General features: G+C 37.6%; 13 protein-coding genes. 12 read left to right on the top strand and 1 reads right to left on the bottom strand.

The features are described 5' to 3' along the window. Nucleotides 1–716 precede the first annotated feature (716 nt). From AC1EJ5_RS09080 to AC1EJ5_RS09115, 8 genes are all read left to right on the top strand, one after another. A complete protein-coding gene (locus tag AC1EJ5_RS09080) occupies nucleotides 717–3128 on the top strand; it encodes an isopeptide-forming domain-containing fimbrial protein (RefSeq protein ID WP_479815803.1) in 2412 nt (803 codons plus the stop codon). A gap of 873 nt (nucleotides 3129–4001) precedes the next feature. Further along, complete coding sequence (locus tag AC1EJ5_RS09085) at nucleotides 4002–4286, top strand: GIY-YIG nuclease family protein (RefSeq protein ID WP_479815805.1); 285 nt, start codon at nucleotides 4002–4004, stop codon at nucleotides 4284–4286. 560 nt (nucleotides 4287–4846) lie between these two features. Continuing rightward, entirely contained in the window at nucleotides 4847–6670 is a 1824-nt protein-coding gene (locus AC1EJ5_RS09090; RefSeq protein WP_479815807.1) for an MSCRAMM family protein, read from the top strand. A gap of 129 nt (nucleotides 6671–6799) precedes the next feature. Further along, on the top strand, nucleotides 6800–7765 hold the full coding sequence (locus AC1EJ5_RS09095) for a class C sortase (protein ID WP_479815809.1): 966 nt from the start codon (nucleotides 6800–6802) through the stop codon (nucleotides 7763–7765). Further along, the gene (locus tag AC1EJ5_RS09100; RefSeq protein ID WP_479815811.1) at nucleotides 7758–8627 is read left to right on the top strand and encodes a class C sortase; all 870 of its coding nucleotides are present in this window, start codon (nucleotides 7758–7760) and stop codon (nucleotides 8625–8627) included. Before AC1EJ5_RS09095 ends, AC1EJ5_RS09100 begins: the two co-directional genes overlap by 8 nt. Continuing rightward, complete coding sequence (locus AC1EJ5_RS09105) at nucleotides 8602–9489, top strand: class C sortase (protein ID WP_223417922.1); 888 nt, start codon at nucleotides 8602–8604, stop codon at nucleotides 9487–9489. The genes AC1EJ5_RS09100 and AC1EJ5_RS09105 overlap by 26 nt, the downstream gene beginning before the upstream one ends. 106 nt (nucleotides 9490–9595) lie before the next feature. Further along, entirely contained in the window at nucleotides 9596–10135 is a 540-nt protein-coding gene (locus AC1EJ5_RS09110; RefSeq protein ID WP_479815813.1) for a hypothetical protein, read from the top strand. Nucleotides 10136–10451: 316 nt separating this feature from the next. Beyond that, nucleotides 10452–11864, top strand: coding sequence for an alanine/glycine:cation symporter family protein (locus AC1EJ5_RS09115; protein ID WP_479815814.1), 1413 nt, complete (start codon nucleotides 10452–10454; stop codon nucleotides 11862–11864). A gap of 46 nt (nucleotides 11865–11910) precedes the next feature. Here the strand turns inward: AC1EJ5_RS09115 and AC1EJ5_RS09120 are convergent, their stop codons facing one another. Continuing rightward, a complete protein-coding gene (locus AC1EJ5_RS09120) occupies nucleotides 11911–12900 on the bottom strand; it encodes an MBL fold metallo-hydrolase (protein ID WP_479815816.1) in 990 nt (329 codons plus the stop codon). A gap of 164 nt (nucleotides 12901–13064) precedes the next feature. Between AC1EJ5_RS09120 and AC1EJ5_RS09125 the strand changes: the two genes are divergently transcribed. The 4 genes from AC1EJ5_RS09125 to hydE all read left to right on the top strand — a co-directional run bounded on the left by AC1EJ5_RS09125 (nucleotide 13065) and on the right by hydE (nucleotide 16752). Further along, nucleotides 13065–14267, top strand: coding sequence for a S41 family peptidase (locus tag AC1EJ5_RS09125; protein WP_479815818.1), 1203 nt, complete (start codon nucleotides 13065–13067; stop codon nucleotides 14265–14267). A 41-nt stretch (nucleotides 14268–14308) separates the two neighbouring features. Then, nucleotides 14309–14998 carry an acyl-[acyl-carrier-protein] thioesterase gene (locus AC1EJ5_RS09130; RefSeq protein ID WP_479815819.1) on the top strand — a complete coding sequence of 230 codons (690 nt, stop codon included), beginning with the start codon at nucleotides 14309–14311 and terminating at the stop codon, nucleotides 14996–14998. Further along, complete coding sequence (locus tag AC1EJ5_RS09135; protein ID WP_479815820.1) at nucleotides 14991–15623, top strand: HD domain-containing protein; 633 nt, start codon at nucleotides 14991–14993, stop codon at nucleotides 15621–15623. Before AC1EJ5_RS09130 ends, AC1EJ5_RS09135 begins: the two co-directional genes overlap by 8 nt. A gap of 103 nt (nucleotides 15624–15726) precedes the next feature. Then, complete coding sequence (hydE, locus tag AC1EJ5_RS09140; protein WP_479815822.1) at nucleotides 15727–16752, top strand: [FeFe] hydrogenase H-cluster radical SAM maturase HydE; 1026 nt, start codon at nucleotides 15727–15729, stop codon at nucleotides 16750–16752. Nucleotides 16753–17044 lie beyond the last annotated feature (292 nt).

Raw genomic sequence — 17044 nt, forward strand, 5'->3', positions numbered from 1 at the left:
GACCAGAATGAACGAAGAGTAATACTCAAAACCAATAATTATTAGGCTCTTGCCTATGATTATAAAGCCAAAACCATTGCCGCAAGTACTGGGCGATGGGACTGGCAAGCTCAATTGAGCTAGAAAGAATGTTACAAATCCTCGATTTATGATATAGTAAAGAAAAGGAAAGCTTGGCTTTATAGGCAAGAGCCTAAGGCAAAGCTAAAAGGGAATAGACCCTTAGACAATAGAAAACCGAACCATTTATAGGCCGCCCCGCTGGTATATCCCAAAAGGACGCCCCCTATAAGCAGCTGGCCCACCAGCACGAAAGGCAAGTCGCAGCCTTTCTGAAAGAGCAAGCCCGTCCGGCTCATGGAGGACCCTCCACGGAGTGGTCGAGCGAAGCGAGACAATGTGTAATACTTTTTAGTGTTAAATATCGAGCGCCGTCTCTGAAGCCCTATCCCAATTTGGTGAAACCAAATTGATGGAAGGACTGATGCAGAGCAGAACGACGCCAAAGGCGGAGGAGAGACCTCACAAACTCAGGACCCCTCATACGAAGGTGTATACTTGAGTGTCATTCTGAGCGAAAAGGAGCCTGTCTCGAGCGAAGTCGAGAGAAAGAATCCCACAAACTCGATGCCCCTCAAACTCAGGGAAATCCAATGATAGTTAGCACACACCCTGTCACCCACAGCGACAAGACAAAAAATATAAAGGAGAACAAAATGAAAAAGAAAATTTTGTCATTATTGACCGCATTCGCAATGGTCTTCGGAATCCTCGTAGCACCATTCACAAGTGCTAAAGCAGCTGGAGATGAAGTTCCAGGAGCTGCTACTACTTCAACAGCTGACAATGCAGAAACAGAATCTGTAACAGTTCACAAGATTTTGATGACTGAAGAAGGTTTAAAAGCTCACAAGCTTGATAAAAAATATCAAGGCGGTAAGCTAACAGACCTAGAATCCTTCTTTGAAGTTGGTGCAAGAGATATCGATGGCGTTTATTTTGCATGGGCAAAGAAAGATACTGACGGAAAATACTATTGGATTAAAGAAGGTGGACAATTTACAACCACTAAAACTGAAGTTAATGAAGCCAAATTAGATGAGATTCCAGCTGATACTCTTGGTGGTGAGACTACAAGCGGTGAGGGTAAACAATTTACAACAACAGGCTTTAAAGGTGAATACAAAATATTTGAAATTCATTCAAAATCAACATATCGTGGCGAATCTTACTATGATAGTGAAAATAATGAGTTAATTAAAAAAGCTAATGGTAAATACATCAAAAAAGCAGACAAAGCTAACCCTAATGCACAAGAAATCAATGAGGCTAATGTAACAAAAAAACCTGGCAATACACTTACAGACATGAAAGCAGTACCAGTCATACTTACACTTCCTCTACGTAATGAAAAAGGTACTGTAACAGAAGCTCACGTATACCCAAAGAACACTGAAGAAAAACCAAAAATAGACAAAAACTTCAAACAAGGTAATTCATTAACTAAAAAAACAGACAATGAAAATAATCTAGGTGCTGGCGCTGTATATGAAAATTATACAAAAGAAAAAGCTACTGCATCACAAGAATTAGACAAAAACGTTCCATACGAAATTAAAACTGAAATCCCAGCTCAAGCAAAATATGCTCAAGCATACTGGGACGATATCATGACAAAAGGTCTAACATATAATAAAGACCTTATGATAACAATTAATGGTGAACCAGCAGAACTTAATAAAGATTATAAATTAACAAGAGATGACGAAAGAGGATTCAAAGCAGAATTCACCGAAGAAGGATTAAAGAAAATCAATAACCAAGCAGCAGCAGTTACAGTAATGTTAACATACTCTGCTAAAATTAACAAAGATGCAGTAATCGACATTCCAGAATCAAACAACGTTAGATTCTTCTATGGTAATAACAAAGGAAAAGGAAATACTCCTGTTCCAACAAACCCAAAAAATGGAGAAATAACAGTAGAAAAAACTTGGGATAATGGATCTGCTTTTGAAGATGGTGAATGGGCTAAATTCAAACTTGTAGATGCAAACACAGGTAAAGATGTGACAGCTGCTGAACTTGACACAGTTGATGGATATACATTTGAATCTGTAGTAACACTACAAAAAGGTGGAAACACTACTTATACTTGGAAGGGTCTAAAGGATAACAAACAATATAAGGTAGTGGAAATTGAATCAAAAACACTTTCAGACGCTGAATATGTTAAAAAAGCTGACGGTTCAATCGAAGTAACAAACCACAAATCAAATAACCCACAACCATTAGAACCAACAACACCAAAAGTTGTAACCTATGGTAAGAAATTCGTCAAAGTTAACGAAGAAGACGAAAGACTAAAAGGCGCTAAATTTGCTATTAAGAATTCAGAAGGAAAATACTTAAAAGAAAAAGAAGCGTCAGCTATTAAATCAGACCAAGATGCAGTAGCAACAGCTAAAACAGCATTAGATAACGCTGTAAAGACATACAATGCCCTTCCAGCTGCTCAACAAACACAAGAAGAAAAGGCTAAAGTTACTACAGCTCAAGAAAACCTAAATAAAGCAGTAGTAAAAGCTAATGAATTCTATCAATGGGTTGATGCAACTGATGTAAAAGGTAAAAACACACAAGGTGTTAAAATAATTGAATCAAATGACGCTGGTCAATTTGAAGTAACAAGACTTGACAAAGGTACCTACACATTAGTAGAGACTCAAGCACCAACTGTGAACGGCGTAAAATACGCTGACAGAGCTGATATTGATTTCGAAGTAGGACCAGGAACATATAGTTCTGGTGATATCGTATATGATAATACTAAAGAATATAAAGTATTAAAAGCAAATGCGAAAGATACAGATGAAATCACTCAAGATGCAGACATTAAAGGAATTACATTTGCTGAAGCTAAGAAGAAATTTGATGCTAATGGTGATGGCAAATTAACTGTTAAAGAATTTAATGACGGAGTAAACGACGCTCTTAAAGTAATAAATAGAAAAGTATCAATCCCACAAACAGGTGGTATTGGTTCTCTAATCTTCATAGTTGCAGGTGCTGCAATCATGATAGGCGCATTCGTAGCCTACAAAAAATCTCAAGCTGTTGAAGCTTAATAGATTTTAGAATTAAAAATAAGCCCAATCGCCAGTACGTGGATTGAGTTATACAAGAAAAGAGGAGAAAAAATCTCCTCTTTTTCTATACCAAATTGACTGATATTTTTTATACACAAGAAATTTTTAAACATTTTATAAAGACTATAGATTGCCCCAACCGATTGATAATGATATTAGGATAAAAAAGTAGGTAACGGATCACCAATCTTCATCGTAACAGGTGTCCTCCTCGAGCCGGACGGGCTAGACTTCCCAAAGGCGACGGGTCTTCCCCCCCCGACCCGACGAACTGACTGCACATGGCAGGCGCATGTCTCAACTAGCCGACGGGTTTACCTCCGGTCGAAACGGGTGGTGGGTTTCTAGGCATGTTGACAGAGTATATAAAGCAATACCACCTCGACAGAGCGGAGCGACGAGAGGTCTCTATTATTATCTTTGGAATGGGATTTTGTGGATGCATCGGGATGTCTTATTAGGATCTTATTTTATGTAGATAATAACGATGTATTTACGAAACCAATTATGTAGGGAACGATAGAGGTCTCTCACTCCTTCCAGTTGTTCGACATGGGTTGAGGGTTTGAGTTTTTCTTGGGTTTTCATATATATTAATTATTATATGTAAAAATGTATAAAAAAGATTTTGGGGACTTTTGAAAGTCTATGTCTTAAAAATATAAGAGAAAGAAAAAATCCACCCACCTCGACAGAGCGGAGCGACGAGAGGTCTCTATTAATATCTTTGGAATGAGATTTTGTGGATGCATCGGGATGAATTTATTTAATTGCTAGTATCATTACTTATTATTAAAATATTTCAATTATTAGGAGAAATCTTATATAATAAAATAAATACAGGAGGGGTTTATGTATTATGTCTATATACTTATGAATAAAAGTAATGAAAGGTTTTATGTTGGCCATGCTTATGATTTAAAAAAAAGAGTGTGGGAGCATAAGAACCACGTTGACCCAGAAGCTCATACTGCTAAATATAATATTACAAAGCTTGTTTACTTTGAATGTGGAGATGATTTTTACGAATCAAGGGCCAGGGAGAAGCAGATAAAAAAATATAGTCGAAAAAAGAAGTATGCTTTGGTAGAGAAGGATAATCCTTATTTTAGTGAATTGTATTATGATTTGTTTTAGCGATGGCGTTTTGTTAGATAATAACGATGCATTTACGGAACCCATGATGTAGGGAACGATAGAGGTCTCTCACGTCCGTTCGAGACGGGTGATTGTTTTCTAGGCATCTTGACAGAGTATATAAAGCAATACCTCCTCGACAGAGTGGAGCGACGAGAGGTCTCTATTATTATCTTTGGAATGGGATTTTGTGTGATTAACTTAAAAGGTATGGTTATAAAAATATGAGAATCTTTTCTTTACAGAATTTTTAAAATAAATTTTAATTTGTAGAAATAGTAAAATTGGTTTTTATATTTATTTTCAATAATTGAATTTTGTTTTCTATTGGTACTAAGACTTGGGATTATTTTTATTTTTTGTCGAAAAAACTTGACTTATTGGTTATTTATCATAGTATTTTCAAAGCTTTTGTGATATAATAGTTATAACTAGAAGAAATTTATTATATTTATTTTTGAAATCAAATATATTGCAAAAAACTATAATAAAATGCAAGTTTTGTGCGTTTTTTCCTTGGTTTTTGATTTTGCCTTGGTTTTTGGATTCTTGGAGGAATTATGAAAAATATACTTAAGACTAAGTACATATCTTTTCTATTAGCTTTGGTCATGGTTGTGGGGATTTTCCTTCCTTGCGGCGGTGCTTTAGCTAAGGAGAATGGGAAAAAAGATGATAAGAGTTCGACTAAGTACTCTATAAATATTGATATAACAATTAATAATAAAAAGGAATTGAAAGAAAAGTTGGAAAAGGGTCAGTATATAGAGGCGTCTCATAGGGAAGTTAAGGTTTATAAGCTTAAGGTCGATAAGGAAATGACTGATGAAGATAGGCTTAAACTTGCCAAGGATTTTGATGGCCTAACTATAGCAGAGGCTGAAAAGAAGCTTAAGGATGAGAAGAAGCTTGATAAAGAGATCCCATCTGAGAAGAGCAAGTATTTTTATGGTGATAAAGCCTATGATAAAATTGATCCGAAGGCTATTAAGGACTTTAAACTTGATAATTTAGATCTAGATAATGAAAAGATTGAAATTAAAGATCTTGATGCTGGATATTATCTAATTAAGGAAACTGATGAGTCTAAAAAGATTCCTAATAAAAAGCTTGTTACCCAAGTTGTAAAGATTCCTGGGGAAGGAATGACAGGTAATAGTTTAACTGTCGTTGCCAAAGAAGAGCAAAAAGTTAAGGTTAAGCCAAAGGATATTAAACTTATTAAGGTTGATGCTAATAATAAAGATGTGAAGCTTGATAAGGCAGAGTTTGAGCTTTATAAAAAAGGTGATACAAACCCTGTGCATGTTGACGGCAGTAGAGGCAATTATATTTATAATGAAAAAGGAAAAACTACTGTTCTTGAAACTTGGAATGGTGGAGAGATTATAGTACAAAATCTTCCGGAAGGTACTTATTATTTCAAAGAAACAAAGCCTGCTCCTGGATATCCAGAAAAAGGTAATAAAGGTACTTTGTCCAAGAATCTAAAATTAGGTGAGTCTGACACAGTTGAGAATAAGTCAATTCCTATCCTTAAAAAGGTAGTTGAAGGTGATGAAAATAAAACTCTCGACGGTGTTGAGTTTGAAGTATATAAACAAGATGGAACCAAGCTTTCTTTCAAAAAGACTAATTCTGGATATGAAGTAGATCCAAAGTCTAATGATAAACTTGTTACTAAAGACGGCGGTTTTATCAATATTACCAATCTAGAAAATGGAAAGTATTATTTCAAGGAAAAAGAAACTCTTAAGGGTTATATTTTATCAGATAAAAAATATGATTTTGAAATTAAATCTTTTAATCCTATCAATGAAAAAGGCGAGATTAAAATAAATACTGTTACTAATAAACCAGAAAAACCAACCCCAAAGACTCCAACAGGTGGTTTTAACTTTGTTAAGATAGATTCTACCAAGGATGAAAATAGGCTTGGGGGTGCTAAGTTTATTTTGATGAAGAAGGTTGGATCTAATTTTGAAAAATATCTTGTAAATGGCAAGGAAGTGAAGCTTACTTCTAAGGATAATGGGGAGTTTGCGATTGATGGGCTTCCTTATGGCGAATATGCCCTTAAGGAAGTTGAAGCTCCAAAAAATCACACTATCACAAACGAGCTTACTCCATTTACTGTGGATGCGGCGAGTTCTTCCCTTCCTGCAAAGAAGATTGTAAATGAGCCTTATACTCCAAAAACTATTGTAAGTAAGACTAACACTATTACAACAAAATATACTCCTAGCGAAATTACTAGGATTGTGAAGACTCCGCTTGTAAAAACTGGCGATATTAGAATCGTGGTTATGGCTATAGTTGGTTTTATTCTCCTTATTATGGGTATCAAACTTGTTAATAGCGGCGAGAGGATGCAAAGAATATAAGATATGAAGGATCCTTCATTTGAGGGGTCCTTATTTTTAGATTTTAGGTTTAATTTGAGATTTGAAATCTTAAAGTAAAATATTATTGAAGCTTGGGGCTTTTTGCCCTTTTTTACATAAAGGATTAGTATGGCGAAGAAAAAACCTAAGGGAAAAAAAGTTAATAAAAAGAAATCACGTTGGGTCTTTAGGCTGATTTTCTTGCTTGGATTTTTGGTTATGATTTATCCTTTGATTTCAAGGCTTTATTATAGGATTGAATCAAATGAACAGGTTGAGACCTTCTCAACTGGGGCCAAAAAGCTTGATACCAAGGAAATCGACAGGAGAATTAACCTTGCTAAGGCCTTTAATGATTCGCTTTCTGGCAAGATTGCATCAGACCCATATACTAGGAAACAACAAGAGGAGGGCCGTAAGGAATACGCCCGTATGCTTGAAGTTGAGGAGATGATTGGGACTGTTGATATACCAAAGATTAACCAAAAGCTACCGATTTATGCAGGTACAAGTGAGGATATTTTGCAAAAGGGTGTTGGCCATTTGGAGGGTACTTCCCTTCCTATCGGTGGTAATTCAAGCCATACGGTTTTGACTGCCCACTCAGGTCTACCTGAGGCGACACTTTTCACCCACTTAAACCAGTTGGAAATCGGGGATAAGTTTTATATTGAAAATATCGAGGGCATTATTGCCTACCAGGTTGACCAGATTAAGGTAATTGAGCCTTCAAATTTTGAGGACTTGATGATTAGTCCGGGCCACGATTATGCGACTCTTTTGACCTGTACACCAATCATGATCAATACCCACAGGCTTATTGTAAGGGGCCACAGGGTACCATATGTGCCAGCGGTTGATGAGGAATTAATCAGGGAAAGCAGGAATAACTGGATCTTCAGGACCCTATTCTTTGCGGCCCTTGGCTTAATTATTCTATTAATTATCCTGATTTTGAAATTAAGAAGGGATAATAAGGAATATTTCAAGAAGATTAGCGAATTTACCAAGGGCGGATTTATGAAGCCTAGGACAAATAGTGGACAAGGTGACTTGTTCGATAACCTAGCGGGTGAGGATGACGATTATGTCTAAGCAGACAAGGTCTAGACTAATCTTCATGGCGATTTTCACCCTTGGACTTTTGATATTTTCCTATCCCTTGATAAGTCAGAAGTATTATGAAATCAAGGCGGAAGACGAAGTTATAACCTTCACCAAGGCCGCCAAAGAACTTGCGCCAGAAGACCTCGATAAGAGGATGGCTCTGGCTGCGGCTTATAACCGTACTCTTGACCCATCAAGGCTAGCCGACCCTTATACCGATATGGAAAAGGCAGGTCGTGCTGAATATGCCAGGATGCTTGAAGTTGAGGAGATGGTTGGCCATATTAGGATTCCTAAGATTCAGGTTGATATTCCAATAAGGGCGGGTTCGAGTGAGGATGTCTTGCAGAAGGGTGCCGGCCACTTGGAGGGTACATCTCTTCCTATCGGTGGAGATTCGACCCATACAGTTATCACAGCCCACAGGGGCCTACCTAATGCCAAGCTTTTTAGAAATCTTGACCAACTTGCCTATGGCGACATATTTTATATCACAAATATTAAGGAAACTATTGCCTATAAGGTTGATAAAATCCAGGTTGTAGAGCCTTCGGATTTTGAACCGGTCCTTGTAGTTGAGCGTAAGGATTATGCGACCCTACTAACCTGTACACCTTACATGATCAACTCCCACAGGCTTTTGGTCCGTGGGGTGAGGATTCCTTACCAGGAAGCAATCGACGATGGTGTTGCAAACACTCCAAGGGCAAGGTTTGACTTTTTCAGGATGGTTTTGGTACTCATACCGATTATAATTATCCTTTTGTTGACCCTTTTTAGGGAAAAGAAGAGGACCGACAATCTAAGCAAGGAGCTGAGAGAAATTGAAGAAAGAAATCAAATTAACTAAAAAATCCTTTTTGGGATATATATTAATATTGCTAGGCCTAGTGCTTTTGACCAGCCCTTTGGTTTTGAGATCTTACCACGATTTGAGGGCCAAAGCTGAGAAAAAATCCTTCGAGAAAATCGAAGCTGCAAAGCCGGCAGAAGAGATTGAAGAAGAAAATAAAAACGCAGCAGCCTACAATGAAATGATTAAGGATACTGACATTTCCGTGGAAGACCCATTCACAACTGAGGATTACGAAAATAAGTACGAGATGTTTAGGACAACCAACACACCTTTTGCCTATCTTTCTATACCAAAGCTGGATAAATATTTGCCTTTATACCTAGATGCGACTCTTGAACACATATCAAAGGGAGTTGCCCAGGTAGCAGGAACTGCTATTCCTGTTGGTGGCAAGGGTACAAGGTCAGCCATAGCCGGCCACAGAGGCTGGTGGGGCGATACCATGTTTTTATATGTGGATGAACTTGAAAGTGGCGACTATATTTATATAGAAAGAGCCAATGAAACCATGCGTTATGTGGTAAGCGATAAGGAAATTATCGGGCCATATGATTGGGCAAAGCTTGCTCCAAGGGGAGATCTTGATATGATTACCCTTCTCACCTGTAGTCCATTTTTGCCACCAAGACCCGATAGGCTTTTGGTAAATGCGATTAGGGACGAATCTGGCCCTGCAGAAGAATTTAAACTTCCTTCTGGAGAATTTGTGGCAAGTGCCAATGACGCAAAAGAAGGCAATGGTCTTGTAAAAATTACAAAGACAGCAACCCTAATAGGTGGCATTGTCGGCGTCCTTGCTATAATCTATACAGCAATGAGATTTGGGAAAAGATTGAAAGCTGGATTTGAAAAATAATATTTAAAAGCTCTTAGACTTTATTTTATAAAAAAAATATAGGCTATGGGCTTTTTTAATCTAAATTTTACATGGGAAATGCTAAACTAGGAAAAAGGAGGAAAGAATGAAGAAGATATTTAATAAAAAAATTCTTATTTTAGGCATCCTAGTTTTAGTTTTTGCAGGAATTTTTCTTGCAAAATCCTATGCCAATAAGAATGACGGATATGAAATAGACCTAGGAGTAAAAATTAAAAGTGATGAGGAAATGGCGAGGGCAAGCCATAGGCAGGTCGCTTATTGGAAGGTCAAGGAAGATGGGATGGGGCCTTGGGATATAATGAGGCTTGCCAAGGATTGTGATGAGATGAGCCTTGGAGAAATTAGCAAAAAACTTGGAAGTGAGCCAAAATATTCAGAAAAATCCCAACTTTATTTTGACGGTAAGGCATACGATCAGATGACTTCCGCCATGTATGAGAAAGATAAGGGAAAGATTAAGGAAAAAATAAAAATAAAAAATCTAGATGAAGGTGCCTACCTAATCAAGGAAACAGACCAGTCTTTTAAGGAAAGCGAGGTCAAGGAAAAGCTCAGAACAAGAATAGAATACGTTGGCAAAGAATCCGCCCCAGAGGGAATTTTGGACTTGGGTGAGGAATAAAAAATTAATGATTGAGAAAAAAAGCAAACGCAAATAATTTTGCGTTTGTTTTTGCGTTTCTTCTATTAGAATTTTTTAAATGTTGTTAAGTTTTAGCCTTAAAATTCCTGGAAGTCCGCACGTTTTGACGATGAAAGGAATATTATTAATATTTATAAACAAAAATTTATTGACAAAAAACATCTTTTAAAGTAAATTAATGAAAGCTATACTTTAGCATGATAAGACGGTGTATTGATACAATATGTACTTTAATGATGAGAATTCAGCTTGGTTTTGAATTGACTTGATATGTTACAAAAATAAAGGAGATTTTATGGAAATTTTTAAGAGTATTATATCAACGGTGAATGGGTATTTATATTATCCGATATTAATAATTATCCTATTAGCCTGTGGATTTTATTTTACAATTAGGACTGGTTTTATCCAGTTTAGTTTATTTTCAGATGCTGTTAAGGTTATTGGGGAAAAACCAGCGGGCAAGGATGATGTTTCAAGCTTTCAGGCCCTCATGGTCTCTACCGCATCTAGGGTAGGAACTGGAAATATTGTGGGAGTTTCTAATGCCATTTGCCTAGGTGGGCCAGGAGCGGTTTTCTGGATGTGGATTATCGCTGTAATTGGCGGAGCCTCAGCCTTTATAGAATCGACTTTGGCACAGATTTTTAAGAAAAAAGCCAAGGATGGGTCGTCTTACGGTGGTCCTTCCTATTATATAGAAGAAGGTCTGGGATCAAGAAAGCTTGGCGTGGTTTTTGCCATTGCCCTTATTTTGACCTATGCAGTTGGTTTTAACATGCTTGCGTCTTTTAACCTCCAAGATTCTTTTAAGGCCTACGGATTTTACCAAAAAGGGATAACTCCATGGATAATCGGGGGAATCCTAGCACTCATAGCCGGTTATTGTATCCTAGGCGGGGGCAAGAGGATTATAAAATACACATCGATAATAGTTCCAATAATGGGTTTGATTTACGTATTTATGTCTATTTTTATGATTATCCTTAATATCAAAAACCTTGGGCCAATGTTTAAATTAATCATAGATGACGCCTTTAATTTCAGGGCGATTTTTGGCGGTGTGGCAGGATCGTCCATGGTTGAAGGAATCAAGAGAGGTCTTTATTCTAACGAGGCCGGTATGGGTTCTGCACCAAATGCGGCAGCAAGCGCTGTTGTAAGCCATCCAGTCAAGCAAGGCCTTGTTCAAATGATTTCGGTATTTATAGACACTTTAGTAATTTGTACAGCAACAGCCTTCATGGCCCTAGTATCAGGCATCGCCCCAGTTGAAGAACTTGCAGGAGCTGGCTATGTCCAAGAGGCGCTCGCAACAGTCATCGGACCTTTTGGATATATATTCATCACTTTTTGCCTGGGACTTTTCGCCTTCACAACCCTTTTAGGCAATCTCTATTATTGTGATTCTTGCCTAGCCTACCTAAAAAAGGAAGTCCCATCTAAAAACTTCATGCTAGCTTTTAGGATAATAGCCACAGTCATGATATTTTTAGGAGCTGGAATGGAAATGAAATTCGCCTGGAACTTGGCAGACCTACTCATGGGAATCATGGCAATTATCAATATCTTCTCAATATTTGCCCTAGGAAAATACGCCCTAGGTGCTCTAGAAGACTACAGAAAACAAAGAAAAGAATCCAAAGACCCAGTATTCGTGGCAGCAAACATCGGATTAGATGGAGAAAGATTAGATTTCTGGAAATAAAAACAAAACTCGCCAGCATTAAAGTGCGGCGAGTTTTTTGGTGATCTTATTTTATGGAATAATACCCAACCCCGTCTATTACTTCTTCTTTGATTTTGCCTAGTTTTACTAGGTGTTTTAGGTGAGCGGCGGCTTCTCCTACGGCAAACCATTTTTGACTGGCTGGGAAGTCATTCCAGTCCTTGGCCTTGATATCCCATTGCATTTGTTGGGTGATTTGGGTGGTGTTGGCTTTACCTAATTTTTCTATAATTTTTAGGCAATCGGCAAGCCTTTCTTGGTGGTGGGCGATAAGTTCGTCTATCCTAGCATTTGTATCTTCTACCAAAAACCTGTGTGCAGAGTAGAGGTGTTTGATATCTAGGTCTTTGATTTTTTTGATGTTTTCTAAATAAATCCCAAGGCTATCGCCAAATTCATCGCCCCAATAGGTAATGTTTGGGGTTATTTTTCCTAGGATGTGGTCGCCGCAAAATAGAATCTTGTGGTCTTTTTCGTAAAGGCCTAACATGCCTGGGGTGTGGCCTTCTTCGTCGATTGCTACAAAGTTATAGTCGCCTATGGAAATTTCCCAGCCTGGTTTGATTTTTGTGTGGGGAAAGGCTTCTTTTGGCCTATTTTTGTAGCCTGGGTGGTCTTCGATTTTTAAATTCTCAGGTCCTAGGCCTTGGAAGTGGGCGTTTTTTATTATATTTTGCCACTGGAAATCTTCTTTGTTTATCCCATTTTCGACCATTTTTCCGTCTTTTTCTGATATATAAATATCGCCAATTCCCTTATCATCTAGCCATTTGGCAAGGCCTACATGGTCTGAGTGGAGATGGGTTAGGAAGAGCTTGGTTTTGAGTAGATTTAGGTCTAGTCTTTGGATTAATTCTTCCATATTGACCCTGTTTTCTGGATTGTTAAAGCCGGTGTCGATTATCATGGCAAAGTCCTTTGACTTTATGACATATATATTAATTGATTTGAGGGGATTTCCTGTAAGGGGAAAAATCGCTTGGTAAATATTTTTATAAACTTCTGTAATTTGCATATTATCCTTCCTTTGTCCTTTCTTGATTTTTACCCAAAAAGAGCCTTAAATATTTATTATTACTTTAAGGCCTTATTTTTTATTACAATTTGGAATTTATTGTGATATAATATATATAATTAGTATAAGTGGGCTTAGGTCCATTTGGAAAGGATTAATGCTTAATGAAAAGATTTGGAAAATTAATTTTGGCCGTCGTTCTTGTTGGGGCGATTGGCTTTGCAGGCTTCATGCTTGGTTCTAATGTTGATTTGGGCCACGACATGGGGGCAAAAGATAAAGAATTGATAAGTGAGATGGATTCCTTAAAGGGTTTACTCGATAAAAACTTCCTTTTTGATTACAAGGACGAAGACCTTTATAATGGAGCTCTTAAGGGTATGTTTGCCAACCTTGGCGATCCTTATACTTCATATTATCCAAAGGACGAGTACAAAAAGCTTATGGAAAACCTCGATGGAAGATATAAGGGAATTGGGGTTACAGTTTCTGCTTCTAAGGAAGGTTTGATTAAGGTTGTCCAAGTGTTTGAAAATTCTCCAGCTAAGGAAGCTGGTATGAAGGCTGGGGACTTTATCAAGTCTGTTGAGGGAACTAAATTTGACGCTAGCGAGCTTGAAAAGGCAGTTTCTTTAATTAGGGGCGAAGCTGGTACTAAGGTTAAGATTGAAGTCTTGAGGGTGAGCGAGAAAAACCCTAAGGGTGAGGAAATCCCAATGCTTGTCGAAAGACGCGATGTGACTGTTGATACAGTTTATACAAAGACTTTAAATCTTGGTGGCAAAAATATTGGTTACCTAAGACTTTCCGCCTTTGACGATGTTACTTGGGATGATTTCAAGGCCCAATATTCAAAACTTAAAAATGCTGATATTGACGGCTTAATTCTAGATTTGAGAAATAACCCAGGTGGGGCCCTTGATGTTTGCCTAGATATAGCCGATACCTTCCTTGATGAGGGAGTGATTGTGACTACTGAAGATAAAAATGGCAATGTCATCACAGAAAAATCTGATGCTAACATGGATGATATACCAATGACAGTACTAATTAATGAAAATTCTGCATCTGCATCAGAGATTTTAGCTGGAGCCTTAAAAGACAGGGGCAGGGCTAAGATTGTTGGTACCAAGTCCTTTGGTAAGGGTATTGTTCAAAAACTCTTCCCACTTGAAAATGGAGCTGGGGCTAAGATTACCATTAGTGAATACAAGACACCAAGTGGTAACAAGATTAACAAGATTGGTGTTAAGCCAGATGTTGAAGTAGAAAATAAAAATATGGATTTAGACCTAAGTGAAAACGACTTTAATAAGGATCCACAATTTTTAAAGGCCTTGGCTGAGTTGTTAAAAGAGATTAAATAAAAATGAGGGCAGACTCCTGCCCTTTTTATGTGAGGAGTCTTATGAAAGATTTAAGAATTTATGAGATTGGGCCTATGTTTTGCGGGGAAAATGGCCATATTACTATGAGAAGTCTTACTAGCTTAATGGTTGATATATCAACCATCCAGGCGGAAAGGGTAGAAAAAAATCTAGAGTTTATTGATCATAAGGTTTGGCTTCTTTATAGCTGGGATATTGAAATTTTAAAGCCGATAAAAGAAGGGTGCGAAATTAAAATTACAACAATCCCTACCCACATGAAGAGATTTTTTGCCTATAGGGATTTTATTGTGGAAGGAAATGGAGAAATTTTGGCAAAGGCCAAGGGAACGTTTATCCTATTTGACCAGGATAAACAAAGGGCGGCAATAATTGACAAGAAAGTCTTGGCAGCCTATGGGGAAAGTCCTGAATTTTATACTGGAAGGAATTATAAAAAGATAGGGAATTTTGAAAAATCAAAGCTAGTCTCAATTAGAAGGGCAGACTTTGATAAAAACCTCCATGTTAATAATGGGGTTTATTTTGATTATATCAAGGAAATTTCAGGCCTTGATGAGGGAAAGATTTCCTATATAAAAATGATTTACAAAAATCAGATAAAAAACGAGAAAAAAGTTGGACTTTTTTATAATAAGGGCCAAGATAAGATTGATTTTAAAATAGGGTCAGAGATTGACCACGCATATGGGATGGTGGAATATGTATAAGGAAGGATATGGAAATATACCAAACAAGGACAAGGTAAGGTGCATGCTTGATGAGGCCTTTAGGGAAAATCCCGGCGGATGGATAATCCACAGTCATGTCATAGGGAAAACTTGCGAAAAAATCGCAAAGGAAATTGGCCTTGATCCGGAAATTGCCTATGCAGTCGGATGTCTTCACGATATTGGCAAGGCCTATGGCTATGAGGATTTGGCCCACATGATGGAAGGTTACAGGATATTGAGGTTTGAATCATATTTTTACCCAGCAAGGATTGCCCTGGGCCATGGTTTTGTGACTGATGATTTTAAGTCTTACCACGGAAGGGCAAATGTGAGCGAGAGGGACCAGGAATTTATAAGAGACTACCTAAAAAAACGTGACATTGATATTTATGAAAAATTAGTAATTCTTTTAGATAATTTAATCAAGGATAAGTATCTGGGGCTTGAAGAGAGGGAGGCTTTGAGGAATATTCCACAAAGTCACGAAAGAAAAGACCGACTTGAGATTTTAAAGGCCTGGCAGGATGAATTTGAAAAAAACTTGGAAAAGCCTATAAAAGCCTATTTACCAAGGCCACGCTACTATAAATTCCCCTATAAACTTCTAAGAAATGAAAAATAATATTGCATAAAGCCAAGATTTGAGTATATTATAAGTGAATTTATTTTACCAAACCCGAAGGAGGTCAGTTGACCTCCTAATTTTTTTTATAAAGAAGGGGCCTATGATAAAAAGAGAAATCAACCACATAGACAGGAAGACCCTTGAGAAATGGATAGAAGATGAGTCTATGACTGAAATTTTATCCGAGAAGGCAGATAAAATCCGTAGGCAAATCTACGGCGATAAGGTCTATCTTAGGGGGCTAATTGAAGTTTCTAACATTTGCAAAAATGACTGTTATTATTGTGGTATAAGAAAATCAAATACCCATGTGGACCGCTATAGGTTGGGCAAAGACGAAATCCTAAGTGCGGCAGAATTTGGTTACAAGCTCGGTTTTAGGACCTTTGTTATGCAGGGCGGGGAAGATCCAAAGTTTACCAAGGAATTTATGGTTGATGTGATAAAATCTCTTAAGACGATTTACCCTGAAGTGGCCATAACACTTTCTCTTGGAGAGAGGTCTTATGAAGACTACAAGGCTTTTTTTGACGCTGGTGCTGATAGGTATCTCCTAAGAGAAGAAAGCTCAAATCCAGACCATTACGATAAGCTCCACCCAGAGCCAATGAAACTTGCTAGTAGGCAAGAGTGTCTTTATAATCTCAAAAAAATTGGCTACCAAGTTGGGGGAGGCTTTATGGTTGATAGCCCCTACCAAAAGACCGATGACTTAATCGAAGATATTAGGTTTCTTGAAAGGCTAGAGCCTGATATGGTTGGTATTGGGCCATATCTTGTAAGTCACGATACACCTTTTAAGGATTTTAAGGATGGGTCTTTTACAAAGACCTTAAGATTAGTTTCGATATTGAGGATAGTATTCCCTTATGCCCTAATACCTGCAACTACAGCCCTTGGCACAGTTAATCCAAGGGGCAGGGAATTGGGACTAAAGGCAGGGGCCAATGTACTTATGCCAAACCTAAGCCCACAAACAGCCAAAAAAGCCTACAATCTTTACGATAATAAGCTAAACACTGGTCTTGAAGCAGCGGAGGCTAAAAAAGACTTGGAAAAAGAAATAAAATCTTTTGGATATAGGGTTGTGGACGAAAGAGGAGATGTGGCGGATTTTGAGAAATAATTGGCTTATAATTTTAATAAATGAAAAAACAAGTATAATATTACATGAGGTCAACTATAAATATTGATTACCAAATGAAAAGACGAGCCACCAACTCGTCTTTTCAAATTAATAAGAATTGAAAATATAAGATTATTAGGTATAATGATATTAACCATGGAGTTGAACAATATCATGGAACCAAAAAAAGACGAGCTGCAGACTCGTCTTTTTTTATTGTCCACTTTAGTGAGTTGAGCGAACGAAAGAGAGCGAAACAAAAAACCACCTGCTATGCAGGTGGAGGGATTTA

The sequence above is a fragment of the Anaerococcus sp. C0059F3 genome (genome assembly GCF_056590475.1).